Source organism: Pseudoalteromonas sp., assembly GCF_041629635.1.
Lineage (GTDB): Bacteria > Pseudomonadota > Gammaproteobacteria > Enterobacterales > Alteromonadaceae > Pseudoalteromonas.
In genome coordinates, this window is sequence record NZ_JBFKMX010000048.1 from 1 (window position 1) to 25,685 (window position 25,685).

At 40.5% G+C, this 25,685-nt stretch carries 20 protein-coding genes, 1 tRNA gene and 1 pseudogene; 6 read left to right on the top strand and 16 right to left on the bottom strand.

Annotation, left to right across the window (positions count from 1 at the left end; all coding sequences use genetic code 11):
* Positions 1-321: 321 nt before the first annotated feature.
* From rpsO to ABYD77_RS08875, 7 genes are all read right to left on the bottom strand, one after another.
* On the bottom strand, positions 322-588 hold the full coding sequence (gene rpsO, locus ABYD77_RS08845; RefSeq protein ID WP_372769014.1) for a 30S ribosomal protein S15: 267 nt from the start codon (positions 586-588) through the stop codon (positions 322-324).
* 111 nt (positions 589-699) lie between these two features.
* Positions 700-1,656, bottom strand: coding sequence for a tRNA pseudouridine(55) synthase TruB (truB, locus tag ABYD77_RS08850; RefSeq protein WP_372769016.1), 957 nt, complete (start codon positions 1,654-1,656; stop codon positions 700-702).
* Entirely contained in the window at positions 1,656-2,054 is a 399-nt protein-coding gene (gene rbfA / locus ABYD77_RS08855) for a 30S ribosome-binding factor RbfA (RefSeq protein ID WP_372769018.1), read from the bottom strand. Before rbfA ends, truB begins: the two co-directional genes overlap by 1 nt.
* 94 nt (positions 2,055-2,148) lie before the next feature.
* Positions 2,149-4,800, bottom strand: a complete 2,652-nt coding sequence (infB, locus tag ABYD77_RS08860) for a translation initiation factor IF-2 (protein WP_372769020.1) — start codon at positions 4,798-4,800, stop codon at positions 2,149-2,151.
* A 24-nt stretch (positions 4,801-4,824) separates the two neighbouring features.
* Entirely contained in the window at positions 4,825-6,324 is a 1,500-nt protein-coding gene (gene nusA, locus ABYD77_RS08865) for a transcription termination factor NusA (protein WP_372769022.1), read from the bottom strand.
* A 35-nt stretch (positions 6,325-6,359) separates the two neighbouring features.
* A complete protein-coding gene (gene rimP / locus ABYD77_RS08870; protein ID WP_038643347.1) occupies positions 6,360-6,815 on the bottom strand; it encodes a ribosome maturation factor RimP in 456 nt (151 codons plus the stop codon).
* A gap of 221 nt (positions 6,816-7,036) precedes the next feature.
* Positions 7,037-7,113 (bottom strand) — tRNA-Met (locus tag ABYD77_RS08875).
* A 377-nt stretch (positions 7,114-7,490) separates the two neighbouring features.
* Between ABYD77_RS08875 and ABYD77_RS08880 the strand changes: the two are divergent.
* From ABYD77_RS08880 to ABYD77_RS08890, 3 genes and pseudogenes are all read left to right on the top strand, one after another.
* Positions 7,491-7,676: pseudogene (locus ABYD77_RS08880) on the top strand (cadmium carbonic anhydrase); the annotation flags it as partial.
* 437 nt (positions 7,677-8,113) lie between these two features.
* Positions 8,114-9,016, top strand: coding sequence for a DMT family transporter (locus ABYD77_RS08885; protein ID WP_372769024.1), 903 nt, complete (start codon positions 8,114-8,116; stop codon positions 9,014-9,016).
* Positions 9,009-9,731, top strand: coding sequence for an NAD-dependent deacetylase (locus ABYD77_RS08890; RefSeq protein WP_372769026.1), 723 nt, complete (start codon positions 9,009-9,011; stop codon positions 9,729-9,731). Before ABYD77_RS08885 ends, ABYD77_RS08890 begins: the two co-directional genes overlap by 8 nt.
* Here ABYD77_RS08890 and ABYD77_RS08895 read toward each other — a convergent pair.
* On the bottom strand, positions 9,728-11,665 hold the full coding sequence (locus ABYD77_RS08895) for an ATP-dependent DNA helicase RecQ (RefSeq protein WP_372769028.1): 1,938 nt from the start codon (positions 11,663-11,665) through the stop codon (positions 9,728-9,730). The genes ABYD77_RS08890 and ABYD77_RS08895 overlap by 4 nt on opposite strands.
* 114 nt (positions 11,666-11,779) lie before the next feature.
* Here ABYD77_RS08895 and ABYD77_RS08900 point away from each other — a divergent pair, with 114 nt between their 5' ends.
* The 3 genes from ABYD77_RS08900 (at position 11,780) to ABYD77_RS08910 (ending at position 15,313) form a co-directional block, all read left to right on the top strand.
* Entirely contained in the window at positions 11,780-12,151 is a 372-nt protein-coding gene (locus tag ABYD77_RS08900) for a nuclear transport factor 2 family protein (protein ID WP_372769030.1), read from the top strand.
* 194 nt (positions 12,152-12,345) lie between these two features.
* Entirely contained in the window at positions 12,346-12,846 is a 501-nt protein-coding gene (locus ABYD77_RS08905) for a DUF1543 domain-containing protein (protein WP_372769032.1), read from the top strand.
* 331 nt (positions 12,847-13,177) lie between these two features.
* Complete coding sequence (locus ABYD77_RS08910) at positions 13,178-15,313, top strand: S8 family peptidase (protein WP_372769034.1); 2,136 nt, start codon at positions 13,178-13,180, stop codon at positions 15,311-15,313.
* A gap of 72 nt (positions 15,314-15,385) precedes the next feature.
* On the opposite strand, the gene rimO is transcribed toward ABYD77_RS08910, so the two are convergent.
* From rimO to ABYD77_RS08950, 8 genes are all read right to left on the bottom strand, one after another.
* Positions 15,386-16,798: a 30S ribosomal protein S12 methylthiotransferase RimO gene (gene rimO, locus ABYD77_RS08915; RefSeq protein WP_372769036.1), complete on the bottom strand. Its 1,413-nt coding sequence runs from the start codon at positions 16,796-16,798 to the stop codon at positions 15,386-15,388.
* A 74-nt stretch (positions 16,799-16,872) separates the two neighbouring features.
* Positions 16,873-18,267, bottom strand: coding sequence for a diguanylate cyclase (locus ABYD77_RS08920; protein WP_372769038.1), 1,395 nt, complete (start codon positions 18,265-18,267; stop codon positions 16,873-16,875).
* Between the two features lie 166 nt (positions 18,268-18,433).
* The gene (locus tag ABYD77_RS08925) at positions 18,434-22,558 is read right to left on the bottom strand and encodes a two-component regulator propeller domain-containing protein (RefSeq protein WP_372769040.1); all 4,125 of its coding nucleotides are present in this window, start codon (positions 22,556-22,558) and stop codon (positions 18,434-18,436) included.
* A gap of 157 nt (positions 22,559-22,715) precedes the next feature.
* Positions 22,716-23,222 carry a PDZ domain-containing protein gene (locus ABYD77_RS08930; RefSeq protein ID WP_372769042.1) on the bottom strand — a complete coding sequence of 169 codons (507 nt, stop codon included), beginning with the start codon at positions 23,220-23,222 and terminating at the stop codon, positions 22,716-22,718.
* 31 nt (positions 23,223-23,253) lie between these two features.
* Positions 23,254-24,231: a PDZ domain-containing protein gene (locus ABYD77_RS08935; RefSeq protein WP_372769044.1), complete on the bottom strand. Its 978-nt coding sequence runs from the start codon at positions 24,229-24,231 to the stop codon at positions 23,254-23,256.
* A 13-nt stretch (positions 24,232-24,244) separates the two neighbouring features.
* Positions 24,245-24,808 carry an anti-sigma factor gene (locus ABYD77_RS08940; RefSeq protein ID WP_372769046.1) on the bottom strand — a complete coding sequence of 188 codons (564 nt, stop codon included), beginning with the start codon at positions 24,806-24,808 and terminating at the stop codon, positions 24,245-24,247.
* Positions 24,795-25,331 carry an RNA polymerase sigma factor gene (locus ABYD77_RS08945; RefSeq protein WP_372769048.1) on the bottom strand — a complete coding sequence of 179 codons (537 nt, stop codon included), beginning with the start codon at positions 25,329-25,331 and terminating at the stop codon, positions 24,795-24,797. The genes ABYD77_RS08940 and ABYD77_RS08945 overlap by 14 nt, the downstream gene beginning before the upstream one ends.
* A gap of 250 nt (positions 25,332-25,581) precedes the next feature.
* A partial coding sequence (locus tag ABYD77_RS08950) for a carbohydrate-binding protein (RefSeq protein ID WP_372769050.1) occupies positions 25,582-25,685 on the bottom strand: 104 nt, incomplete at its 5' end.

The following is a 25,685-nucleotide window of genomic DNA, read 5'->3' on the forward strand; positions in this document are numbered from 1 at the left end:
AATAATATTCATTAAGTAAGCCACTTAACTGTAAAACAATAAATTTCAAGAACAAAAAAAGGAGCCGAGGCTCCTTTCTTAGAATCAAATTGATTAGCGACGTAGGCCAAGCTCTTTGATTAGCGCAGTGTAACGCGGAGCGTCTTTACGCTTTAGGGTGTTAAGTAGCGTTAAAATCACACCCTGACTTAATAGGCTTGGCTTTTATCAATTTATAAGTGCGTTACGGCTAAGATTCATTAAGTAAGCCACTTAACTGTAAAACAATAAATTTCAGGCACAAAAAAAGGAGCCGAGGCTCCTTTCTTAGAATCAAATTGATTAGCGACGTAGGCCAAGCTCTTTGATTAGCGCAGTGTAACGCTCAACGTCTTTACGCTTTAAGTAGTCAAGTAGGTTACGACGCTGACTTACTTTGCGAAGAAGACCACGACGTGAGTGGAAATCATGCTTGTGATCTGCGAAGTGACCTTGAAGCTTGTTGATGTCGAAAGTTAAAAGAGCAACTTGTACTTCTGGTGAACCTGTGTCGCCTTCAGAACGTGCGAATTTAGCTACGATTTCAGCTTTTTGTTGAATGCTTAGCATTTTAGACTCCAAAATTTAGTGAGTTAATTAAATTACTTTAGCCGATCACTAATTCAGCCAAAGCAAATAAGCTGGCGTATTCTACCAGCATTTTAAATTACTACAATAACTTTATTTGCTTTCGACTGGCTGCGTATTCGACAGGCCACGCTTAGATTTAAGCTGCCCATCACTATTACGCTCACCAATTCCAATAAAGCGATTGTCGCTTTTTCGCATCACCTTAAACTCACCATCCGGTAAGTTTGGCATGGTTGCCGCCTGCCCGTGGCTAAATGCTTTCGCTTGGCCATCCGTTACCAATACTTCGGTCATGCCATGTAACGCTGTATCCATTGGTAATAATAATGGATCAAGCTTTTCGCTTGGCGTGATGTCGTTTGCTTTTGCGTCATCAAGAACCGCTTGCAATTCATCAAGCGTCATCATTTGCTCGGCAGGATAATGACCAACGGCACTGCGATGCAGCATAATCACATGCGCGCCACAGCCTAGTTTTTCACCTAAATCGTCTACAATCGTTCGGATATACGTGCCTTTGCTAACATGCGCGGTCATTTGAATTTCGTTATTGTCAAAATCAACTTCGTCTAAGGTTAAACTAAACACATTAATTTTGCGACATTTACGCGGTACTTCAATACCTTGACGCGCATAGTAATACAGTGGTTTACCTTCGAACTTAAGTGCCGAATACATTGATGGGTATTGGTCTGATTCACCTTCGAATGACTTTACCGCATCAATTAACTGCTGCTCAGTGATATTTACTGGCTTAGTTTCAACAACGTCACCATCTGAGTCAGAGGTGTCTGTACGCACGCCTAATTTGGCACGTACCACATACGTTTTATCTGTATCTAGCAGGAACTGCGAAAACTTAGTCGCTTCACCAAAGCAAATTGGCAACATACCAGTTGCCAGAGGATCAAGCGCACCGGTATGACCCGCTTTTTGTGCAAAATAAATGCCTTTGGCAATTTGCAGCGCTTTGCTTGATGAAATACCCGTAGGCTTGTTTAACAGTAAAATGCCGTCAATTGCACGGCCTTTTTGTCTGCGCCCCATTAGTCTTCTTTGTCCTCTGGAGCTGCATCGCCACGCTTTTCATTATCGTCACGGATCACTTTATCCACGAGATTTGAAATGCGCATACCTTCCAATAGTGAGGTATCCATTACAAACTTAATTTCAGGTACGATACGCGCGCGAATGCGTTTACCAAGCAGAGAGCGAACAAAGCCCTGTGCTTCACCTAAAATTTTCATAATCAGTTTTGATTTTTCTTCGTCATGATCACTTAGTGTTGTGACAAACACTTTGGCATAAGATAAATCACGTGATACTTCAACCGCACTTACGGTGATCATGCCTAAACGTGGATCTTTAATTTCACGTTGTAAAATTAGTGCCACTTCTTTTTGGATCTGTTGACCCACTCTATCGGTACGAGAAAATTCTCTCATAAACTTTTCTTAATCCTCAGACATACTATTTGAGAAAAATAGCATAAAGGGGGCATAAAGCCCCCAATGAATTATCTAATTATTGAAACGTGAATTACAGAGAACGCTGAACTTCAACAATTTCAAATACTTCGATCTGGTCACCAACTTTTACGTCGTTGTAGTTCTTAACACCGATACCACATTCCATACCGTTACGAACTTCTTGAACGTCATCTTTAAAGCGGCGTAGTGATTCAAGTTCACCTTCGTAGATAACAACGTTATCACGTAGAACACGAATTGGGTTATTGCGCTTAACAAGACCTTCAGTAACCATACAACCAGCGATTGCACCAATCTTAGGTGACTTAAACACGTCACGTACCTCAGCAAGACCAATGATCTCTTGCTTGAATTCTGGTGCAAGCATACCTGACATTGCTTGCTTAACTTCATCGATTAGATCGTAAATTACGCTGTAGTAACGTAAATCTAGGTTTTCGCTATCGATTACTTTACGAGCAGAAACATCCGCACGTACGTTAAAGCCAACAACAATTGCGTTTGACGCTGCAGCTAGTGTTGCATCAGTTTCAGTGATACCACCTACACCTGTACCTACAATCTTCACTTTAACTTCATCAGTTGAAAGCTTAACAAGTGCATCAGAGATAGCTTCTACTGAACCTTGTACGTCAGCTTTAAGTACCACGTTCACTTCAGACACATCACCTTCGGTCATGTTAGAGAACATGTTCTCAAGCTTCGCTTTCTGTTGACGTGCAAGTTTAACATCGCGGAATTTACCTTGACGGTAAAGTGCAACTTCACGTGCTTTACGCTCGTCTTTAACTACTGTTGCTTCGTCACCAGCAGCAGGTACACCTGATAGACCTAAAATCTCAACAGGGATTGACGGACCCGCTTCTTTGATGTCTTTACCATCTTCGTCTTTCATTGCACGAACACGGCCGTACTCTAAACCACAAAGAACGATATCGCCTTGTTTAAGCGTACCTGATTGAACAAGTACAGATGCAACTGGACCACGACCTTTATCAAGACGAGATTCAATTACAACACCTGATGCCATACCATCATGAACAGCTGTTAGTTCTAGTAGTTCAGCTTGCATTAGAATTGCTTCTAATAACTCATCAACACCTGTACCTACCTTTGCAGAGATGTGCACAAACTGTACATCGCCACCCCAATCTTCTGGGATTACATCGTGCTGTGAAAGTTCGTTTTTAACGCGATCTGGATCCGCACCTTCTTTATCAATCTTGTTCACTGCAACAATCAGTGGTACTTCAGCCGCTTTTGCGTGCTGTACCGCTTCGATTGTTTGTGGCATTACACCATCGTCTGCTGCAACCACAAGTACTACGATATCTGTTGCTTTCGCACCACGAGCACGCATTGACGTAAATGCTGCGTGTCCAGGAGTATCGAGGAACGTGATCATACCGTTATCAGTTTCTACGTGGTATGCACCAATGTGCTGTGTAATACCACCTGCTTCACCACTTGCTACGTTCTTAGAACGGATGTAATCAAGTGTTGATGTTTTACCATGGTCAACGTGACCCATAACAGTAACAACTGGTGCACGTGGCGCTTGCTCACCTTCTGCACCACGGTCTGAAAGTACTTTCTCTTCCAGCTCGTTTTCTTTAACAAGTACCACTTTGTGACCCATTTCTTCAGCAACTAATGATGCTGTTTCTTGGTCAAGTACTTGGTTAATTGTTACCATTTCGCCCATTTTCATCATGGTCTTGATAACTTCAGTACCTTTAACTGCCATACGTGAAGCAAGTTCAGAAACCGTGATTGTTTCGCTGATACGAACGTCACGTGTTACTTCTTGAGTAGGCTTTTGGAAACCGTGTTGCAGTGACTGAGGTGCTTTAAGCTTGCCTTTTTTAGCAGCCTTACCTTTACCGCGAACAACTACTTCTTCTTCTTTGCCTTTTTTCTTCTTCTTACCTGCGCGACGAGCTGACTGCTCTTCTTTCATGTCAGATTCGTCTTCAGCTAAACGTGCAGCTTGTGAAGATGTGCTGTGGTAATCAGCAGTCTCTTCGCGACGCTTACGCTCTTCTTCTTCCGCTTTCCAACGCGCTTCGTTTTCTTCAGCAAGACGCTTAGCTTCTTCTTCAGCTCGCTTAGCTTCTTCTTCCACTTTGCGCTTCGCTACTTCTTCTGCTTCACGCTTAAGACGTTCTTCTTCCGCTTTTTCTTCAGCAGTTAGTTTTGGTGCTGGCGCTTCAGCTGGTTTTGCTTTTGCTTCAGTAGCTGCTTTTTGCTTAGCCTCTTCTTTTGCTTTTTGCTCAGCTTCTTGCTTCGCTTTAAGTTCAGCTTCTTGCTTTGCTTTTAACTCTGCTTCTTGCTGTGTTTTTTGCTCAGCTTCAATACGTGCTTGCTCTGCTGCTTGCTCTGCTGCTTGCTCTTCAAGTGCACTCTTCTTCACGTAAGTGCGCTTTTTACGTACTTCAACTTGTACAGATTTCGCTTTACCCGAACCGCTTGGCACGCTTAATGTGCTTTTGCTTTTACGTTGTAGCGTCATGCGCGTTGGCGCGCTTGTGCCTTCGCCACCATGTGCACGACTTAAATGATCTAATAACTGATTCTTTTCATCTTCAGTAACTTGATCTGACGGAGATTTCTCAATTCCAGCGTCTTTAAACTGTTGTACTAGCTTATCAACAGTTGTACCTATGTCGCTGGCGAGTTTATCAATACTTACTTCTGCCATTATTTACTTTACCTCCGTCAATAATTATTCGTCGCCAAACCAGCAAATGTTACGTGCAGCCATAATTAGCTCACCCGCTTGTTCTTCGCTTAGTTCAGTAATGTCTACAAGTTCGTCCACACCTTGCTCTGCAAGATCTTCAAGGGTAACTACACCTTTGCTCGCCATTACAAATGCGAGGTGACGATCTAAGCCCTCTAGGCCTAGTAAGTCTTCTGCAGGTTCTGCACCTTCTAAAGACTCTTCTGTTTTAAGTGCTTGCGTAGTTAATGCCGCTTTAGCACGTTCGCGTAGTTCTTCCACTGTCGCTTCATCTAGACCTTGAATCTCAAGGAATTCAGCAACAGGTACGTAGGCAACCTCTTCAAGTGAAGAGAAACCTTCTTGAATTAAGAACTGAGCGAAGTCTTCATCAATATCCAGACCTTCAGTGAATAATGAGATCAGCTTGTCTGACTCTTCTTCATTTTTCTTCTGCATATCTTCAACAGTCATCACGTTTAATTCCCAACCAGTTAGTTGGCTTGCTAAACGTACATTTTGACCATTACGACCAATCGCTTGCGCTAGGTTATCGGCTTCTACTGCGATATCCATTGAACGCGAATCTTCATCAACAACAATTGACGCTACTTCTGCAGGTGCCATTGCGTTAATTACATATTGCGCTGGGTTATCATCGTAAAGCACGATATCAATACGTTCGTTTGATAGCTCAGTTGATACGGCTTGTACACGTGCACCACGCATACCCACACACGCACCTACTGGATCAATACGCTTGTCATTTGACTTAACCGCAATCTTTGCACGCGAACCAGGATCACGCGCAGCTGATTTGATTTCAATCATCTCTTCACCAATTTCTGGTACTTCGATGCGGAAAAGCTCAATAAGCATGTCAGGCTTAGAACGTGTCACAAATAATTGTGCACCACGTGCTTCAGGCTTAACTGAATATAATAAACCACGTACACGGTCACCTGGGCGGTGATTTTCGCGTGGTAGCATATCATCACGGTAAATAACCGCTTCTGCGTTATTACCTAAATCAAGTACGATTGCATCACGTGTTGCTTTTTTAACAACACCTGTGATCATCTCACCTTCTTGATCTTTGTATGCTTCTACAACAAGTGCGCGCTCAGCTTCACGTACCTTTTGTACGATTACTTGCTTCGCAGTTTGCGTTGTAATACGGTCAAATTTAACTGACTCAATTTGTTCTTCAACAAAATCACCAAGCTGGATTTCTGGTTCATCAATCTGCGCAGCTTCTAGTGTAATTTCACGGAATGGGTGCTCTAAACTACCGTCTTCTTGAGGTTCTACTACCATCCAACGACGGAAAGTGTCGTACTCACCAGTTTTCTGGTTAATACTTACACGTACATCAATATCACCTTCGTGCTTTTTCTTTGTCGCTGTCGCTAGTGCGAACTCTAGTGCTTCAAAAATTTTATCTCGTGGTACTGCTTTTTCATTCGAAACAGCTTCTGCCACCAAAAGTATTTCTTTTGCCATCTTCTTGCCTCGCTTGCCCTATTCCTTTCGCACGATTAAAACTTAGCGATGATGTTCGCTTTTTCAACATTCGATAGCATGATCATAAAATCAGCACCATCGATGTTAAGCGTAATCATATCGCCATTAACCTGAGTTAAGTCACCTTTAAAATTACGGCGACCGTCTTGTGGAAGCTTGGTACGTAAACGTACTTCCTCACCTGTAGCTTTAACAAAGTGTTCTGGTTTAAATAATGGTCTGTCAATGCCCGGAGAAGAAACTTCCAAGTTATATTCATTCGTTATCGGATCTTCAACGTCTAAGATAGCGCTAATTTGTCTGCTGACATCGGCACAGTTATCTACATTAACGCCGTTTTCATGATCGATATACACGCGCAGCGTCGAATTGCGGCCCGCTTGCGCTAACTCTAAGCCCAATAATTCAAAGCCCATATCCTCAATGGTAGGCTCAAACATCGCTATTAAATCTTGTTCGAGTTTAGTCACAACATCTCTCCATACAAACAAAAAAAGGGCTTATGCCCCAACTTCTAGCGTTTCAGATACAACAACGCCCCGAACCAAGCGGGGCGTCACATCAAAAACTAATCTGTGTGGCCGTCGGCCAAGCTTGGTGCGGGTCGAAAACCACATTAGGCAAATACACTTTGCCTAAACGCAAAACGCGCATTAAGTAATGCGCGCAAGTTACTAAAGTAACAGGGTGTTGGTTGCGGGAGCCGGATTTGAACCGACGACCTTCGGGTTATGAGCCCGACGAGCTACCAGGCTGCTCCATCCCGCGCCAATCAAGTAAAGTTTAATGTCGTTTACCTTCGACAGTGACATTAGTAAAGAAAGTTTGTAATTCAAACTATCTCTGATTAGCCACATTTACTTGTGAGACGCGCTGAGCGCGACCAAAAATATGCAGAGGATTATAAGCCCCTATAAGGCAATAAGCAACCTCTTATCAAGCTTTTATTGTTGCGATAATGTTAAATAAAAAACAATTAAAAAAATCATTAAATTCACAAAAAGCCATTTCAGCCGAGGTACACTCGCGCCCCCATGAAAAGACAATACGTAAAGACACCAATATTACGCAGCAGCATATAAAACATTAGATGTCGTGCGTTTGGGTGATTTTGCGTGCTTCTACACTTTTCAGGGAAACTAAATATCATTAAAAAAGCACTTCTTCCAGCATTAGCACTTGGTTTTAGCACAGCTGCAGTTGCAGACACATGTGAAGGCTTTGGTCCGCAAACACCACGTGACATTGATAACCTACTTGGCGAAAACAAAGTAGTATTCAGCAAAGCGCCAGCAAAAGAACAAATTAATTTATGTAATATCCACTTCCATTAAAATGCCAAACAAGCGCGTCTAATAGGTTCAACCCAAAGCGCTTTGTTATTTGTTGTCGTTTCCTTAACTTAGCCCACTGGGCCTACAAAGCGAAGCCGCAGTAAAAATGCTTTGGACTTGAACAGTGTTTAGGCCGCAAAGGTCAACACGCTCCAGAAATCTTTACTTACATTTAAATCGTTAAGGGTAATTTAATTCCTCTTTTTTCTGCTTGACTTAATACCCATTCCAAACGACTCTATGGTTTCTTTAAATAAAATTTATTTTAACCAATGAACTCAATTAACTCGCTACAAGTATGGAACACATGGCAGACCAATATGGTCAATGCCCTACTTCGTCGTACTTAACGCGGTTAAATGTATTAACCGCAGGTAAAAGCGGTTAGTCTCTCCCCCTCACTTCTTTTATCTGCCAAACTTAGGAACGTTATTATGCCTGTAAAGGTATCGTATTTTTTTGTCGTGCTAATTTGGTCAACCACACCGCTTGGCATTGTCTGGAGCAGCGACTCTATTCCACCAACCATGTCGGTATTTTTACGCATGTTAATCGCGCTTGTGCTTGGCGCATTTGTGATGGCAATTGCGAATATCCGTCTACCTTGGCATGGCAGAGCGATAAAATTATACGCTTATTCTGCACTGGGGATTTATGGCGGTATGATGCTGAGTTATTTCGCTGCGCAATCAGTGCCTTCAGGCGTTATTTCACTGGTATTTGGCCTTGCGCCTATTTTATCTGGGTTACTGGCGCAGCGTATTTTAAATGAAGCCAAGTTCAGCAAAATAAAAGTAATCGCACTAGTGATGTCGGTATTTGGTTTAGCACTGGTATGTAAAGATCAACTGTTTGGTAAATCGGTATTTAATGTTGGCCTTTTGTGCGTGCTTGCTGCGGTATGCTGTTTTAGTTTAAGTGGCGTAATGGTTAAAACCGTAAAATTGGCAATTCACCCAATGGCAACCACCTTTGGTGCATTGGTACTTGTAACACCACTCTTTTTTATCACTTGGTTATTAGTTGATGGCAGTTTTAATCCGAGTTTATGGAGTGAGCGTGCTATTGGCTCGATTATTTACCTTGGCGTTTTTGGTTCATTGCTTGGCTTTTTGGCGTATTTTCACGTACTGCAAAAGTTAGATGCCAGCACGGTTGCGCTTATCACGTTAATAACTCCGGGGTTTGCTATTGCGCTTGGTACATTACTAAATAATGAATCGTTGTCAGTGTCGTTAGTGGTAGGTGCAGCGATTATTCTAATCAGCCTTGGCTTATTTCAATTTGGCGATAAACTACTTAAAACCAAAAAAAGAAGTGCTTTAGGCTATGAGTAAAACTTTATACATCACTGGCGCTGGCGTAAGTAGCGCCAGTGGTATTCCAACATTTCGCGGTGAAGATGGCTACTGGACTATCGGCAGTAATAATTACACACCACAAGAAATGGCCACCCGCGCCATGTATCAACACAATCCTGCCGAGTTTTTAGCTTGGTATTACAAACGTTTTGTGACCTACCGAAACCATGGTCCCAATGGCACGCACTTTTGGCTTGCCGATAAAAATCTGATCACCCAAAACATTGATGGCCTTGATGGCAAAGCGGGTAATCAAAATTACATTTCAATTCATGGCCGTATTGATGAAGTAACTTCCTTTCATGAACAAGGGCCTGTGGTTGAGCGTTTTATAGCGCCATGGCATGAAGTAGACGAGCAAAATCTTAAAGCGTCGTTACTCGATATTTTTAAAATTTCAAAACACGGGCCTGAGCTTAATGTGTCATTAAAACCTTATGTTTTACTGTTTGATGAGTTTTATACCGAGCTTTACCAAATCAGTGAGGCACAAGAGCGCATGTTTCAGGCTGATAAAATGGTGTTTATGGGTACATCATTTAGCGTCAACATTACCCAAATGGCGCTCGAAATTGCTCGCCAAAATCAAATTCCTATTGAGATTGTTGACCCAAATCCAACCCATGTAATGCATAACGATGTCACTTATCACCAAATGACCGCGCTTGAATACATCGAAAAAATCGCTTAGCGATTTCGGGCTACTGCATTTTTAACGGTTTCAAATGGCACGCTATCGTACACCGCATACCCTGCCATTTTCGACGCCTTTACTTTAGTGAATACAGGCTGTGTTAGGCCTGTTAAAAACCGCGCTGCAAGGGTATCGCTTAGTGCAAATCCTTGCCCATTAAGTGCAATATCTAACGGTGCTAAATAATCGTTAATTTGGCTTTCAACTACCTGTTTTTGCGTATCAATGTAATTCAACTTAGCAAATTGCCCACGGCACACACTGCAATGACCACACTGCTGTGGCGCACCTTGGTCATCGAAATAGCGTGCTAAATTGTAGCTTAAACAGGTGTCTAACTGAAAATAGCGCAGCATGGTATTAATACGCGCCACTTCACTTTTTTCATTGTTTAAAAAATACGTGGCTAACTGCGATACCAACTCAGAGTTTTCAAGCTGCGATGCATCAACTTGATAAACATCGATAAGCTGTTTGCTTTCAAGCTCGATATCACCTTGCTCATGTAAATACTCAAGTGCCGATAACACCCGCGAACGCTCAAGCTCCGATTGCAACGCAAATTCGTTTACATCAATACTGCCCCACTTTTTCTTAAAATCGGTCGCATCAAAAAGCTGATTTAAAAAGGTTTGGCGTTCGCTATTAAACTTAGTCAAAATTGCAGCACGATCTAACTTAAAATAATAACGATACTCGGCAAAGTAACTGTATTTTGGCACCAATACTCCAAGTAACTCGCACTGCACTAACAGGGTTTTTAAAGTGAGTTGGCGAATATTGGTAAATTGCGACAATGCATAAATTTGGCACTGCCACTGGTTATCCTCGGTATTTTCACGAATATCTGCAAAAAATCGCTCTAAACTCGCTTGCTCTGGTGTGTCGCCATAAACAAAGTTTTCAAGCGTAGTGACATCATCTAAATTACCCAAAACAAAACAGTTGGATGGCAACCCATCGCGCCCTGCTCGGCCTATTTCTTGTGAATAGTTTTCGATTGATTTAGGTAAATCGTAATGCACCACAAAGCGAATATCACTTTTATCTATACCCATACCGAAGGCAATCGTCGCAACGACTACTTGGTTATTGCTTTGCATAAACTGGTTTTGTAATTGCTGGCGTACATCACTGCCAAGCCCTGCATGATAGGCCACCGCATTCACGCCAGCTTGCCTTAATTTTTCCGCAACTCTTTCAGCCGTTTGTTGCAGCGTCACATACACAATGCCACAGCCATTTTGCGAGCGTACTAGCTCAATTAATTGCGACTCTTTTTGCCCTACAAGCGCAGGAATAACCGATAAATCTAAGTTTTGCCTGTAAAAGCCTGTTTGCACAATATGTGTCTCGTTGATGGCGAACTTGTTAGCCATATCAAGTTTCACTTTTTTGGTTGCTGTTGCGGTGAGTAGCAATACCAAAGGAATCTTCAAGTCTTCGCGGTACTGAGGTAATTTTAAATAATCAGGCCTAAAGTTATGGCCCCATTCAGAAATACAATGGGCCTCATCAACCACCAGCATTGAAATAGCAACCGAGTTAATAAACTGTCGAAAGCGCTCGTTTTTAAAACGCTCTACCGAGACCATTAAAATCTTAATCTCACCTTGCCTTACGCGGTTAACCACATCGAAGTAGCTGTCTTTATCAAGGCTTGAATCTAAACTAGCTGCTTTGATGCCTTTGCTATTTAGAAAGTCCACCTGATCTTTCATCAACGCAAGGAGCGGCGACACCACTAAGGTTAAATGCGGTAATAGAAGCGCTGTGAGCTGATAACACAATGACTTACCTGAGCCAGTAGGGAAAACAGCCAAGCTTGAATGACCATTCAGTAACTGCGCAATGGTTTGCCCTTGCCCTTCACGAAATTCATCAAAATTAAAATGGTGTTTAAGGGCTTGTTGCAATTGTGTTTGATTCATTTCGGCTCACTAATAATTGATATTGGATGACAGGTGCAAATTCATCGCAAAATCATATTTTGAAAGGTAAAACTTTACTACAATCCCCTTCTTTGGGCTAATACAGAATAGAAAATGACGCTTACGGAACAAGAAAAACAAACAATCGCAATTGTTGATAAACAACTAGATGCTTATAACAACCGCGATATTGATGCATTTGCTGCGACTTACCATGATGATGTTGAAATTCATGCGTTTCCTGGCGGATTACAATACCAAGGAAAAGACGAACTAATTAAACGCTATGGCGCTAAATTTGCGTCGCTGGTTTATTTAAATGCCACTTCCCTAAGCCGTATTGTAAATGGCAATTTTTTAGTAGATAAAGAGCGTGCTTGCAGCGCATCAAATAATCCAGAAAACATAGATAACGATGTTGTGGTGATTGCCACCTACCAAATTGAAAACGGTTTAATAAAACGCGTAACTTTTATGCGAGACTAATACCAATTTTATTAATCATTTGAGCATTCTAGCGAGTTAAATGACCCATAAACAGCGTTTTAAAATTCTAAAGTAGAACAACTACATGTCGAATTATAAGCCTTGTTTCTGAGCCATTTCTCTGTCGCAATAAATAATCAGCTAATTAATGTAATTGGTATAACAAAAATAAAACTGCAATGTGAGTGAAAATTATGAATCGGTTATTTATGGTGTGTTTGGGCGGTAAAGTCACAGGCTGTAATATTGAAATGCATGATATTCGCTTTGTTATTGGCGAAAGTATTGAGCACACATTTACAACGCTTAAGCAGCAGTGGTGCGGTGATAAAGCCAATGTTCACATGGATAGTTATTGTGAAATCAAGCATGTTGATGGCTTTGATATTACCTTAACGCAGCAACAGTCAGAGTCAAAGCAGAGGTTATACTTTGTCAACTTAGGCGCTTATTATCCTGAGCATATTATGGAGCAGCATAGCTTTGAATTAATTGTTGCCAATTCGCCAGAGCAAGCAAAACAAATCGCGCTCAGTCGTGCACCTACACAACTGCAAAAAACTCACAAAGACCGATTAATGGAAGTTGACGACCTACTGCCCATTGATTTGGTAGACGGTTATTTTATTCAATTAACCTACTCAGGCAAAAGCCAAGATATAAAACCAGCCTGGTTTGGCTACCACCCACTATAACTACAACTATTTTCGTAATAAAGAGCTATTATTGCGATTAAGGCAAAAATAAACTTTCAACTTACCTTAATTTCACCTCATTGTTTTGTATTAATTATGCTAAAACCAGACAAATGTCCTGTTACAAAAACCATAAACCATTGAAATATAGCCATTAACATCCATTTACACTACAAAAGCCAGTGCTAAGCAAGTGTTCCTCTTACTTATAACTTTTTGCTATTAAGTTATTCGTTTTTAATAATTTATTTATTTACATTTCACATTAAGTTAACAATAGATCCCGTTTGGGGTACAGAATACAACAATGATAAAAATTCTAGGGGAAACCATGAATAATAATAAATTACTAAAGAGAAGTGTATTAGCAACGCTAATACCACTTGCGATAAGCGCTAATGCAAATACACTGGCAGAGCCAACACAACTTGCCGAAGTAAAAGCAAAACTAGTTGGACAAACGCAATTATCAACACAGTTCATCATTAAGTATAAAAACCAAGGATCAGCGATAGCTGAGTTTGACCATCAGGCCGAACAGCACGCATTCGTGCCACGCGATTCTGCACAATCATTTGTTGCTAACTTCAAAACAAAACTAAACAAGCAATCTCGCTATGTACGCCCAATGGCACTTGAAGGTCTTCACGTAGTAAAAGTAGATGGCAAATTATCTGCAGAAGAAACACAGCAATACATGGAAGAAATGCTTGCCTCAGGTGATATTGAATACATCGAAATCGACCAAATGTTAAAGCCATTTGCAACACCAAGCGATCCACAATATTCAAACCAATGGCACTATTTCGAATCTGCGGGCGGTTTAAACCTACCTGCAGCTTGGGATAAAGCAACAGGTGCTGGTGTAACAGTTGCAGTACTCGATACAGGCTACCGCCCACATGCTGATTTGAGCGCTAACCTGCTACCTGGTTACGATATGATCTCTAACACATTTGTGGCAAACGATGGTGGCGGTCGTGACAGCGATGCACGCGACCCTGGTGATGCAACAACTAGAGGTGAATGTGGTACAGACAGTTCAGGTCAACCGGTACCAAGTGCTGATCAAAATTCAAGCTGGCACGGTACTCACGTAGCAGGTACGGTTGCTGCGGTTGCTAACAATGGCGAAGGTGTTGTTGGTGTTGCTTACGGCGCTAAAGTGGTGCCAGTTCGTGTACTTGGTAAATGTGGTGGTTTAACTTCAGATATTGCTGACGGTATCATTTGGGCATCTGGCGGTTCAGTGTCAGGTACTACAACAAATGCGAACCCTGCATCAGTAATTAACATGAGCTTAGGTGGTTCAGGTGCATGTAGTGCAACAACTCAGGCAGCCATTAATACTGCGCGTTCAAATGGCGCGGTGGTAGTCATTGCCGCAGGTAACGACAATGACAACTCTGCAAATTACAACCCAGGTAACTGTTCAGGCGTTGTAAACGTAGCATCTGTTGGTCGTAACGGTGGCCGTGCATACTATTCTAACTATGGTGCAAACATCGATGTTGCAGCGCCAGGTGGTGCACAAACTTTTGCTAACGACCCAGAAGGTGTGTTGTCTACTTACAACTCGGGTTCGAAAGGTCCAGCTAGCGACAGCTATGCCTATTCGCAAGGTACATCAATGGCTGCGCCGCATGTTGCTGGCGTTGCTGCGCTAATTAAGCAAGCTAAACCAACAGCAACACCTGATGAAATTGAGCAAATCTTAAAATCAACGACGCGTTCATTCCCAGCAACGTGTACAAACTGTGGTACGGGTATTGTTGATGCCCTAGCCGCTGTAAACTCAGCATCAGGTGGCACAACAACACCGCCGACAGGTGATAATGTTCTACAAGATAAAGTTGCCAAAACAGGTCTTTCTGGAGCGAAAGGTGCACAGTCATTCTTTACAATGGAAGTACCATCGGGTGCAACTAAAGTAACCTTCACCTTAGCTGGCGGCTCGGGTGACGCGGATCTTTATGTACGTTCTGGTAGCAAGCCAACTACCTCAAGCTATGACTGTCGTTCTTGGAATTCAGGCAATGGCGAGACCTGTTCAATTGATAATCCAACAGCAGGCACGTATCACGTAATGCTAAATGCCTACAGCGCTTTCTCAGGTGCATCACTTACCGGTGATATTACATCCTCATCTACTGGTGGTTCAACGGGTGGCGGTGGTTCTGTAGAAAATGTTTCTGCTAGCCGTGGTGCATGGGCTCGTTACACGATCGATGTACCTGCAGGCATGTCTAGTTTTACAGTAACACTTGCTGGCGGCACTGGCGATGCGGATCTTTACATTCGTAATGGTAGCCAACCTACGACATCAGCTTATGACTGTCGTTCTTGGAATAATGGTAATACTGAAACATGTACTATCACTAACCCTGGTGCTGGCAAATGGCATATTGGTGCATATGCTTACAGCGCATTCTCAGGCGTAACTGTTGATGCTAAGTACAAGCCATAATTTGATCACTCTCTGAAGACAAACAAAAGGCCGCAATTGCGGCCTTTTTTATATCTTAGTTTTACCTGCTAGTTAGCGAACCACTTCGCCCCAAAGGTCATATTCATCTGAATGCTTAATTTCAACATTCACAATATCACCTGGTTTTACATTAAATTCTTCATTTAAGTAAACTAAGCCATCAATTTCAGGTGCATCTGCGTAAGTTCGGCCAATCGCACCCTCTTCGTCAACTTCATCGATAAGTACTTGCATGGTTTGACCAACACGTTTTGCAAGGCGCGCTTTACTGATTGCTTGCTGCTTGATCATAAAGCGCTCAAAACGATCCTGCTTAACATCTTCAGGTACTTGGCCTTCAATTTCATTGGCTTTTGCACCTTCAACAGGTGAGTATTTAAAACAGCCAACACGGTCAAGTTGCGCTTCTTCAAGCCAATCTAACAGAATTTGGAAATCTTCTTCTGTTTCACCTGGGAAACCAACAATAAAGGTTGAGCGGATGACAAGCTCTGGGCACAGCTCACGCCATTTTTTAATGCGATCTAAGGTGCGCTCAGCCTGACCTGGACGCTTCATTAGTTTAAGCACTTTAGGGCTTGCATGTTGAAATGGAATATCTAGGTAAGGCAATAACTTACCTTCTGCCATTAGTGGGATCACATTATCCACATGCGGGTACGGATAAACGTAATGTAAACGCACCCAAATACCTAGTTTGTTAAGTGCCTGACACAAATTAAGCATATCGCTTTTCACAGGCATGCCGTTCCAAAAGCCCGTTTTGTGTTTCACATCAACACCGTAAGCACTGGTATCTTGACTGATTACTAATAGCTCTTTTACGCCAGCTTGTTTTAAACGCTCAGCTTCTGATAATACATCACCAATTGGGCGCGAATCTAAATCACCACGCATTGATGGGATGATGCAGAAAGTACAGCGGTGATTACAACCTTCCGATATTTTTAAATAAGCGTAGTGCTTCGGTGTTAACTTAACACCTTGATCAGGAATTAAACTGGTGAACGGGTTCGCTTTTGGTTTTGATGTGTACTCATGTACATGCTCCATCACATTTTCATATGAATGCGGGCCTGTAATACCTAGAACGTTTGGATGTACTTCACGAATTTCATCTTCGCGCGCGCCTAAACAGCCCGTTACGATTACTTTGCCGTTTTCTTTTAACGCTTCACCAATGGTATCAAGTGATTCTTGTACCGCGCTGTCGATAAAGCCACACGTATTTACAATCACTACGTCTGAATCATGGTAGCTATTGACCACTTCATAACCTTCGGTACGAAGCTGAGTAAGAATACGCTCAGAATCAACTAAGTTCTTAGGACAGCCCAAAGATACGAAACCGACCTTAGAGCCTTTATCGGCAGATTGCGACTGCGTATTCTCTTGTGCCGCAATGGTTTTTTTAGCCGTTTCTAGTGTCGTGGTTTTGTTTGGATCAAATTGTTCGACTGTCATAAAGCCCCTAGTCAGTAAACACGAAATTTAAGGGCCGGAATTATACAGTAAGATTTAGACTATTTCAGCTTTTCTCAGCAATTGATACCCACAATTGTCACTTGGTCTTTACCTTCATGTTTTGACTGGTAAAGTGCAATGTCAGATTGTTTAATTTCCTTTTCAAAATCGACTTCCTGCATTGGTTCGCATAATTTAATTCCTACACTGACAGTGATGGAGATGAACTCTTCTGATCCAAGTTCAATTTTAAGCTCTCTAATACCATTAATAAGACGCTGAGAAAGTTTTTCAATATCTGACTTATTTTCAACAGCAACTGTAAACGCAAACTCTTCTCCACCGTAACGGCATAAGGCATCATCAGCTCTAAAAAAGTGTGACAAAAAGTAAGCTAATTTTTTAAGAACTTTATCGCCGACATCATGACCAAAATTATCATTTAACTGCTTAAAGTCGTCTATGTCCAATAAACCAAAAGCGATATGAATTTTCCTTCGATTGCATGATTTCACTAATCGTTTTGTATGATCGATAAAATATCTGCGATTGGGAATATTCGTTAATGGGTCAAAAAATGCTATTGTTTCTAACTTAGCTTTGGCTTTTTGTAATTCAATCGTTCTTTCTCCAACAAGCTTCTCCAAATCTCGTTTAAGCGCTTTTAAATCTTGATTCCTCTTTTCAAGCTGCTCTAAATGAAACTTTTGTTCTGAAATATCACGTTCAATAGCAGCAAAGTGTGTCACTTCGTCATATTTATTTTTCAGAGGAATGATATTCATTTCTATCCAATATGGTCTACCATTGACATCATAATTAAGTAAAGTTTCACTAATTGGCTCATAGCGTTTTAATGCAGAATAAATTCGCGACTTTGATTCTTGATCTGTTAAAGCTCCCTGTAACAGTCTCGGTGTTTCTCCTAAAATACTTTCTTGCTTATATCCTGTTAACTTTTCAAAAGCACGATTGACATAGATTATTTTGGGGCCTGTTGGGTAATCGATATCATTTGCTTCTGTCACGATTACAATGTCTTGAGTATTTTCGACAATATCCTGAAATGAAAATAGCTTTTTAGAGTCAGAGATATCGTTAAATGTTACAACAATAAAAGTATTATCTTGTCCCGGTTCACCTTCATAGTATGCATTTAGCATAAACCAACTAATACCGTCGTTTGAGCTATCAATGACACCTATTACTTCGTTCTCTAATCGCTCTTTTGTGCGCTTAACCTTATTTACTGGGTAGTCCTCAACAAGCATTTTTTTACCTGCATCATCGATAAAGTTCCATTGCGGATCAAAGGCATCCTTGCCAACAATTTGGTCGTAAGTTAATCGTAACAATCTAAGAGCTGTAGGGTTAGCATAAGCAATTGATGTATCCCATCGGTGTATAACAACACCAATGTGCGCATGCTCAAGCAAACTCTTTAAATTTAGATCCTTTATGTCGGTCATTTACAAACTCTTGTTGCACCATATCCCATTTTCAAGTCTAGTACATAGTGTGAAAGCTGCTTAGCACTAGCTCAGCAAGCTATCAACTCCAATTTCGTAATTTTAAAAAACAGGTAATGGTGCGACAGGATGTAAACAATGCTTTAACTATTTAATGTTTGCCACACTACTTTACCCAACTTGCTAATTTACTTAAAAGTACCTGTTTATCAATTGGCTTCGTCATATAATCATCCATGCCCGCAGCTAAGCATTTTTCTTGATCACCTCGCATAGCATTAGCTGTCATAGCAATAATGGGAATAGTAGCGGCTGCACTTCCAGCCTTACCCGCTTTTATTTTTGTTGCGGTTGCATAACCATCCATTTCAGGCATTTGGCAATCCATAAAAATGACTGCAAACTTATCTGCAGCATTTTCGATATTGAGGGCTTCTAATGCATCAAAACCATTAGATGCAACATCGGCCGTTAAACCCAAGTTTTTCAGCAAACTTAATGCGACGATTTGATTTACAGGGTTATCCTCAACAAGCAAAACATGAGTCCCATTAAAGAACTGCTCTGTTGGCTTTGTCTTATCGCCAGTTTGCAATGGTGGCAATTGGTCATTTTCATTCTGTGTGAGTTGCATTAAATTTGAAATGGCAGCTATTAAACGCGTTGAGGTAACCGGTTTAAATATATGAGAATCTATCCCTATCAGTTGATAATCCTGTTGCGCTATTGTTTCATTAAACGGCACCATTAAAATAATTTTGGATTTTGCCTTTTTAATGCTTCTTCGGTCTTCTTTGCTCAGCTTATCAAATAAGACTTGATCCACTAATAAAATATCAAACCTGCTGGGTGAAGTTGAAAATTTATTGACCAATATTTCCAAGCAATTACACACTTCGACTTGAGCTGAAAGTGAAATCAACTGTCGTTCAATCACTTTACAGCATTCATGACTAACGCTTGCAACTAAAACGGCTAGATCACAATAACGAGGCAAATTTACTAATGAGGGTGGCTGCATCGTTTGTTTCACCAAACAACGTATTTTAAAACAACTTCCTTTACCTAATTGACTGGTCACTGTCACATCACCATGAAGTAACTTACATAGCTTGCGAGTTATGCTTAGACCAAGACCGGTACCACCATACTTTCGTGTCGTTGATGCATCTCCTTGACTAAACGCCTCAAATAACGATAACAGTTTGTCAGTTGAGATCCCGATGCCTGTATCACTAATTTCACACTTAAACAAAAGGAAACCATTTTGCGAACTATCACGCAATTCAGCACGAATAATAATTTGACCTGACTCGGTGAATTTAACTGCATTACTTAATATGTTAGTCAGTATTTGCCGGATCCTTCCTGGATCTGAGTTAACGTGACTAATCTTTATCGCACTGATATCCAGGATGAGATCAACATTTTTCTGCTGTGCATCTAAAGCTACTGATTCAGCAAGTTTTTCGATTAAATCCCGTATATCAAAATCAATGTACTCAAGTTCAAGTCTGTCTGCTTCTATTTTAGAAAAATCAAGAATATCGTTAATCAAGGTCAATAGAGACTTGGCGCTAGAACAGGCAATATTAAGACGATGCGTTTGTTCAGTTGTCAGCTCGCTTTCTTTTAGTAATTGCAGCATGCCAAGCACACCGTTCATAGGTGTACGAATTTCATGACTCATATTCGCTAAAAATTCTGATTTTAACTTAGTGGCGGCTTCTGCTTTTTGTAACGCTTCTTTTAGTTCATTGGCTTGTTGCGCAAGTGATGCTGTTTTTTCAGCTACTTGTTCTTCCAGTGTGATTACGAACTGTTTTTGTCTCGCTATTTCATTTTGTTGTAAGCGTGTTCGCAAATAAATAACAAAGAAAATTAAACTTAAAATGATGATGGAATAAATAACATAAGCCCACCAGCTCTTAAAAGGCGATGGCGATACATGGAGGTTAATTGATAGCTCATTTTCATGCCATTTACCTGAGCTGTTAGAAGCTCTAACACGTAACGTATAATCACCACCATCTAAATTAGTGAATGCTGCTGAATTATTGTTGCCAAGTTCAATCCAATTATCATCGTACCCTTCTAATTTATAGGCATATTGGCTTTTATTTGGTGCACTAAAGTCAAGCACAGAGAATTCAAATGAGACAAAATAATCTTGGTAGGATAAGTCGATATCGGTGACATACGAATAAGGTGTTGCGAGCTTTTGACGCTCACCCATTTTACTGAAGCCTGTAAGCACCACATTCGGTGATTTGGTTTTTTTGTCTCCAAAATCTGTACTGAAATATTCAACCCCACGTTGACTACTGGTAAATAAGGTATCGTTTGCCCCAACAACTAAACTATTGGCATAGTAGTTTGAGCCTAAAATGCCTTCTCGCCCGTCGTAATTAATCACCTCACCCGAGTTCGGGTTGAGTTTTGAGATACCTTTATTGGTAGTGAGCCATAAGTTGCCATTTTCATCATCAACAACCGCTCTGATAAGTGATGTAGGCAATCCATTTAATTCGCTAAATCGCTGAAATTTTTGGCTTTGAGGTAGGTAGCGATTTAACCCTTTTTGTGTGGCTATCCAAATATCGCCGTTTTTTGCTTGGTAAATATCTTGTACGATGCTGCCAAGTAAACTAGATTCGTCAGAGCCCTCCATTTTAAACACACGAAAACGTTGCTGTTTTGGAAGCCATAGACTTATACCTGCCCCCGTTCCTACCCACATATTGTGTGCGTTATCGTAAAAAAGCTTTAAAACTTCTGGGTGAGATAATCCATGTTGATGATTTAAATGCTCAAATGTTTTTGTCTTTGTGTTGTAAAGGTAAACGCCATTTTTGTAGGTGCCAATCCAAAGGTTTCCTAGTTTGTCAAAAGCAAGCGAACGTAATTCACGAAATTCCTGATAATTTGCTGCTGTTTTAGGGTACTGAATAATTTCAACCTGTTTGTTCTCAAGATTAATTTTAGCAAGCCCCTGATCTTGCGCTAACCATAGTATTTCGCGGTCTTGTTTTAACAAAATAGGCTTTTCAACTGCACCACTATTTATAAGGCCGTTTTCTTTTGTAAAGATCGGTTCGAAAAGGTTTTCTAACATTTGGGCACGAACATGCCATTTAAATAACGCAGAAGAAGAGGAAGCAATCACGATATCGCCATTCTCATCGACTAAAAGCCCATTAGGCGAAGCCAGTTTAGGACTATTAATGGATTTAAACTTACGTTGTGGCGTTAACTTAAAAATGCCATGCACTTCGTTAGTAATCCAAATCACACCATACGAATCTTCAAAAATAATGCGAAAGCCATTGCTGTAGCCTAAATTGAGCTTCTCTAACGACTCGATACTATTATCATATCGATAAATACCAGACGCTGTAACGAACCAAATATAACCATCGCGGTCTTCAATCATCGAATTAACTTGGCCAAGTGGTTGTTTTTCAGCGCTTAATATTGGTGTAAATACCCCTGTATTCGCCTCAAACATAAACGGGCCTTGTTGTGTTGCTACATAGAAGGTGTTTTTCTTAGAGATTAAAATACTTCTTATTTCGTTAGCATCTGTCGGAGTTTTATTAGCTGGATCTGGATAAAAATGCGAAAACGTTTTGGTATTTTTATTAAATCGGTTCAAACCATAACTTGTTGCTAGCCACAAGTGCGTATCGTCTGCGTCCGCAATATCCCAAATGCGATTGTGCGATAAACTTGTATCGCCGCCGTCAGTTTTCGTGATGGATTCAAACTGGTTATTCCCTAAGTACTTATTAAGCCCTTTATCGTAGGTACCAAGCCAAACCGTACCTGTTTGATCATGCAGTAGCGACTGAATACGATTTGATGAAATTGAGTTGGTTTCTGAATCGCTATGGATAAAGTTTTCAAAACGACCCGTTTTGGGATTATATAAATTTGCGCCCCCACCCCATGTGCCAATCCAAATATTGCCTTGCTGATCGAGCATTAAATTACCGGCATCGTTGTGTGATAAACCGTTCTCACTCATTTTATCAAATTCAAATAGCACGACTTTTCGACCATCAAATCGCATCACCCCGTTTTCAGCAGTGCCAAACCACAAAAAGCCTTGTGAGTCTTGAATAATGGAATAAATTTCAGAGGAAACAAAACCATCTTCTGCAGTTAATTTTTTAACAGAATACTCGTTAATCAGTGAGGAAGTTTGGCCACTAGAAAAGGCACTATTTGCAACAGACGCAAATAATGTAAAAGTCAGCCAGTAGATTATTAACCTGATGGTTTTTCCCATTTAAATATCGAATATATTCAGTTCCTTATATCAATAATAGTCGCTAAATATTAATCTTGTAGGTCATGCCCATGTTAATTTTAAAATTATTGAATTAATTCTCCATAAAATATAAAAAGGCAGCCTAAGCTGCCTTTTTATAGTGAAATAACTAATTCTAACCACCAACCTGAATTTTAATTTGCGGTAACTTAACCCCAGGTACTGTCGTACTCGCCATTTTCAAAGAGCCATTGGATAAATACTCTAGATTGATCGGCTCGCCTACTTCAACTTGCCATAAAGCATTAGGTTTTTCAGCACTTGCAACTGCAACACCATTAACGCTTGTTATAACATCGCCTCGTTTCAAACCAAGGCTAGCCCCCATACCCAGTTTAGAAATTGACACGACTTCAAAACCAGCTACTTTTTTACTGGGTTTTACTAGCATACCTAAATCGGCATAGCTTTTTGCTGGTATAGTACGGGTTAAACCTAAAGATGACACACCACTGTTATGTGCTTCAATTAATTGAACTGCAATTAACGTATCTATCACTTCTTCTTTCAGTTGTTTAGTAACTAGTTGTGAAGCCACAAAATGATTGGACTCTGCCGCCACAAATTGACTTGAACATGCTAACAGCGCTAATAAAAAAACCTTTTTAGTAAATAACTTCATATTTATCCTCACTTAATCCGTTCACTATTGGCTAATTACAATCCATCGGCTCAGTTTTCCACACGAGTGGAAACCAAGTATCTCGTGTTCGTAAATGGCTGCTTTGGAGCGCTAATTTGCCCACAATAAAATAACGTGTATTAGGCTCAAGCTTCATGGTCATCGGAATATCCTCTTCATGACCATTCCACAGATCATTATTAAGGCGAAAAGCAATCTGTTGCTGCTCAGCACTATTGAAAGTACGTCTTCGAATATTTTTATTGATTCCTAAACTTCGGACAGGCGTACCATTTATTTTGGCAAAGTCTAATGCCTGTAACGTGCCTAAACCTTTGGGCATTTTTGTAATGTCTAGCACAACAGCACTACACCCAGCACTTTCAGTGTGTGATTGATTCTCAGATATTTCATCGCCAACACTAATTGTGACACTGGGTACGGAGATTGCTGGTAACACCACAGACACCTTACGCTCTTCGCCATTGCTTAATAATGTTAAAGAAAGCGATTTTTCAGGTGTGATATCCCAAAGTGTATTGATATCGTCGAATTGCCTTGAATGGGTAAATATCTCTGAAGAGCGTTTCCGGTTTTTTGGCTGAATATTCCAAAGTGACGTAAAGTCCCACTCTTTTTTAAGGCGCTGAATTGAAACACGATTGATATGCGTAATAATGTCGCCAACCTGCAACGCTTGCTCTGCTGCTATACTGCCTTCAATTACCTTAAGCACTTTAAAGCCTGTTGGCTCACTCATAAAATCAAGTTCAACCCCTAAATCTGCGTAACGTTTGGCAGGAATTGTGAAACTATAATTGGCATTGTCTAATGCATCAGATTTAACACTTTTTGCTAAAGACAAGAACGTCGCAGAAATATCATTTTCAAGCTGAGTTAACAGTTGTTCGGATTGTTCAGTAAGCGAATAAGTATTTGCACTTGCAAACGCATTTTGTTGCCATGCAATTGCCGCAATACTTAATAATAAATATCCGTACTTTTTCATTTTTAAGCCTTCCTTATATCTGATTATTTACAGAAAACTGTTCAATTTCTTTTAGCAATGCTTGTCTTGATTGCCATAACTGGAGAATTTGCTGCTCACTTTGATTTTCGAGATATGCCTGCTGCAATTTGTTATCGAGTTGGTTAATTAGGTAATCAATTTTTGCTAGCTGAATATCGTATGCATTTTCACTTGAACGCATATTTTCGAGCTGCAAATATAATTGTTCGTTTTGGGCAATAACGTTTTCTAATTCCAATTGAGTTTTACTCAGCGAACTATGAAGTACATATTGATAACCTGCTAACACCACAAAACCTAGGCATGCTGCAACGCGAGCGCCTATCTTCCAATTTAAAAATATTGGGGGGTTAGCGCCTTGAATTACTTCATTTTGTCTTAACGTTTTCTGTATTCTTTGCCAACTTAATTCAGACGGTGCAAGCTCAGGTAAAGCATTCAACTGTGCATTCACTTTTTGTAAGTTATCTAAGCGGGATTGGCACTCATCACATTGCTGTAAATGAGCAAATTGCGCTTTGCTGGGTGCTAATAATGCGAGATCATTTAAGTGCATAATGTCTCTCCTGTGATTTAATTTCATTATGAATAGTGCGAAATGCTCTTAATAAGGTCATTTTCGAAAAGCTCTCCGTTTTACCCAACATTTCTGCTATTTCATTGTGGGTATACCCTTCCACTTGATGCAGTATCAACACTGTTCTTGCAAGTTCACTTAACAAACTGAGGTAGTACTCAATTTCGTTCGTATTAATTACCCACTCACAATTAAAAATACTGTTTTCAAAACCTGAATCTAAGTCTTCTTCAAGATCCATTACTTGATTAAATTTTGATTTATTAAAGTTAATCGCCTCATTTACGACAATTTTTCTTATCCAACCGGCAAAATTGCCATCAAACGCATAATTAGCAATGTTTTTAAACACTTTAATAAAGGCTTCTTGCGTAATATCTTCAGCGCTAATGCGGTTGTAACAAATGCGAAATGCCAAGGTGTATGTTGCATTACAGTAAGTACGGTAAATTTGCTCCATAGCAAATTGATCACCCACTTGCGCTTGCTTAATCACTTCCATTTGTAGTTGCGTATTGAATCCAGTCATTTTTCTTTTTATTTATGAGTGCTATCTATAAAGACAAAGCAAAGAGGTGAAACGTCACAGATTCTTTAATTTAACATTAAATAAAGAAACGAGACTTGTTTTATTAGTACAAATAAAATTTATAAAAGCAAACAAAAAACAAATAGTTACTAAAACTTCGCTTGCAGCAAATGAAGGCAATAAAAAAGGCAGCCTAAGCTGCCTTGTTACTCATTTTGAAAACTTACTTTGCCCAAACAGCTGCAACACCTGGCTCTTCGCCTTTGGTCCACCATTTAGCTGTGTATGTATCGTTGTTGTGAGTTACCTTGTCACCTGCGTTGTAAA

Bases quoted from the DNA above. Each gene is read 5' to 3' on its own strand.
- rpsO (WP_372769014.1), bottom strand. From the start codon at position 588: ATGCTAAGCATTCAACAAAAAGCTGAAATCGTAGCTAAATTCGCACGT.
- truB (WP_372769016.1), bottom strand. From the start codon at position 1,656: ATGGGGCGCAGACAAAAAGGCCGTGCAATTGACGGCATTTTACTGTTA.
- rbfA (WP_372769018.1), bottom strand. From the start codon at position 2,054: ATGAGAGAATTTTCTCGTACCGATAGAGTGGGTCAACAGATCCAAAAA.
- infB (WP_372769020.1), bottom strand. From the start codon at position 4,800: ATGGCAGAAGTAAGTATTGATAAACTCGCCAGCGACATAGGTACAACT.
- nusA (WP_372769022.1), bottom strand. From the start codon at position 6,324: ATGGCAAAAGAAATACTTTTGGTGGCAGAAGCTGTTTCGAATGAAAAA.
- ABYD77_RS08885 (WP_372769024.1), top strand. From the start codon at position 8,114: ATGCCTGTAAAGGTATCGTATTTTTTTGTCGTGCTAATTTGGTCAACC.
- ABYD77_RS08890 (WP_372769026.1), top strand. From the start codon at position 9,009: ATGAGTAAAACTTTATACATCACTGGCGCTGGCGTAAGTAGCGCCAGT.
- ABYD77_RS08895 (WP_372769028.1), bottom strand. From the start codon at position 11,665: ATGAATCAAACACAATTGCAACAAGCCCTTAAACACCATTTTAATTTT.
- ABYD77_RS08900 (WP_372769030.1), top strand. From the start codon at position 11,780: ATGACGCTTACGGAACAAGAAAAACAAACAATCGCAATTGTTGATAAA.
- ABYD77_RS08905 (WP_372769032.1), top strand. From the start codon at position 12,346: ATGAATCGGTTATTTATGGTGTGTTTGGGCGGTAAAGTCACAGGCTGT.
- ABYD77_RS08910 (WP_372769034.1), top strand. From the start codon at position 13,178: ATGAATAATAATAAATTACTAAAGAGAAGTGTATTAGCAACGCTAATA.
- rimO (WP_372769036.1), bottom strand. From the start codon at position 16,798: ATGACAGTCGAACAATTTGATCCAAACAAAACCACGACACTAGAAACG.
- ABYD77_RS08920 (WP_372769038.1), bottom strand. From the start codon at position 18,267: ATGACCGACATAAAGGATCTAAATTTAAAGAGTTTGCTTGAGCATGCG.
- ABYD77_RS08925 (WP_372769040.1), bottom strand. From the start codon at position 22,558: ATGGGAAAAACCATCAGGTTAATAATCTACTGGCTGACTTTTACATTA.
- ABYD77_RS08930 (WP_372769042.1), bottom strand. From the start codon at position 23,222: ATGAAGTTATTTACTAAAAAGGTTTTTTTATTAGCGCTGTTAGCATGT.
- ABYD77_RS08935 (WP_372769044.1), bottom strand. From the start codon at position 24,231: ATGAAAAAGTACGGATATTTATTATTAAGTATTGCGGCAATTGCATGG.
- ABYD77_RS08940 (WP_372769046.1), bottom strand. From the start codon at position 24,808: ATGCACTTAAATGATCTCGCATTATTAGCACCCAGCAAAGCGCAATTT.
- ABYD77_RS08945 (WP_372769048.1), bottom strand. From the start codon at position 25,331: ATGGAAGTGATTAAGCAAGCGCAAGTGGGTGATCAATTTGCTATGGAG.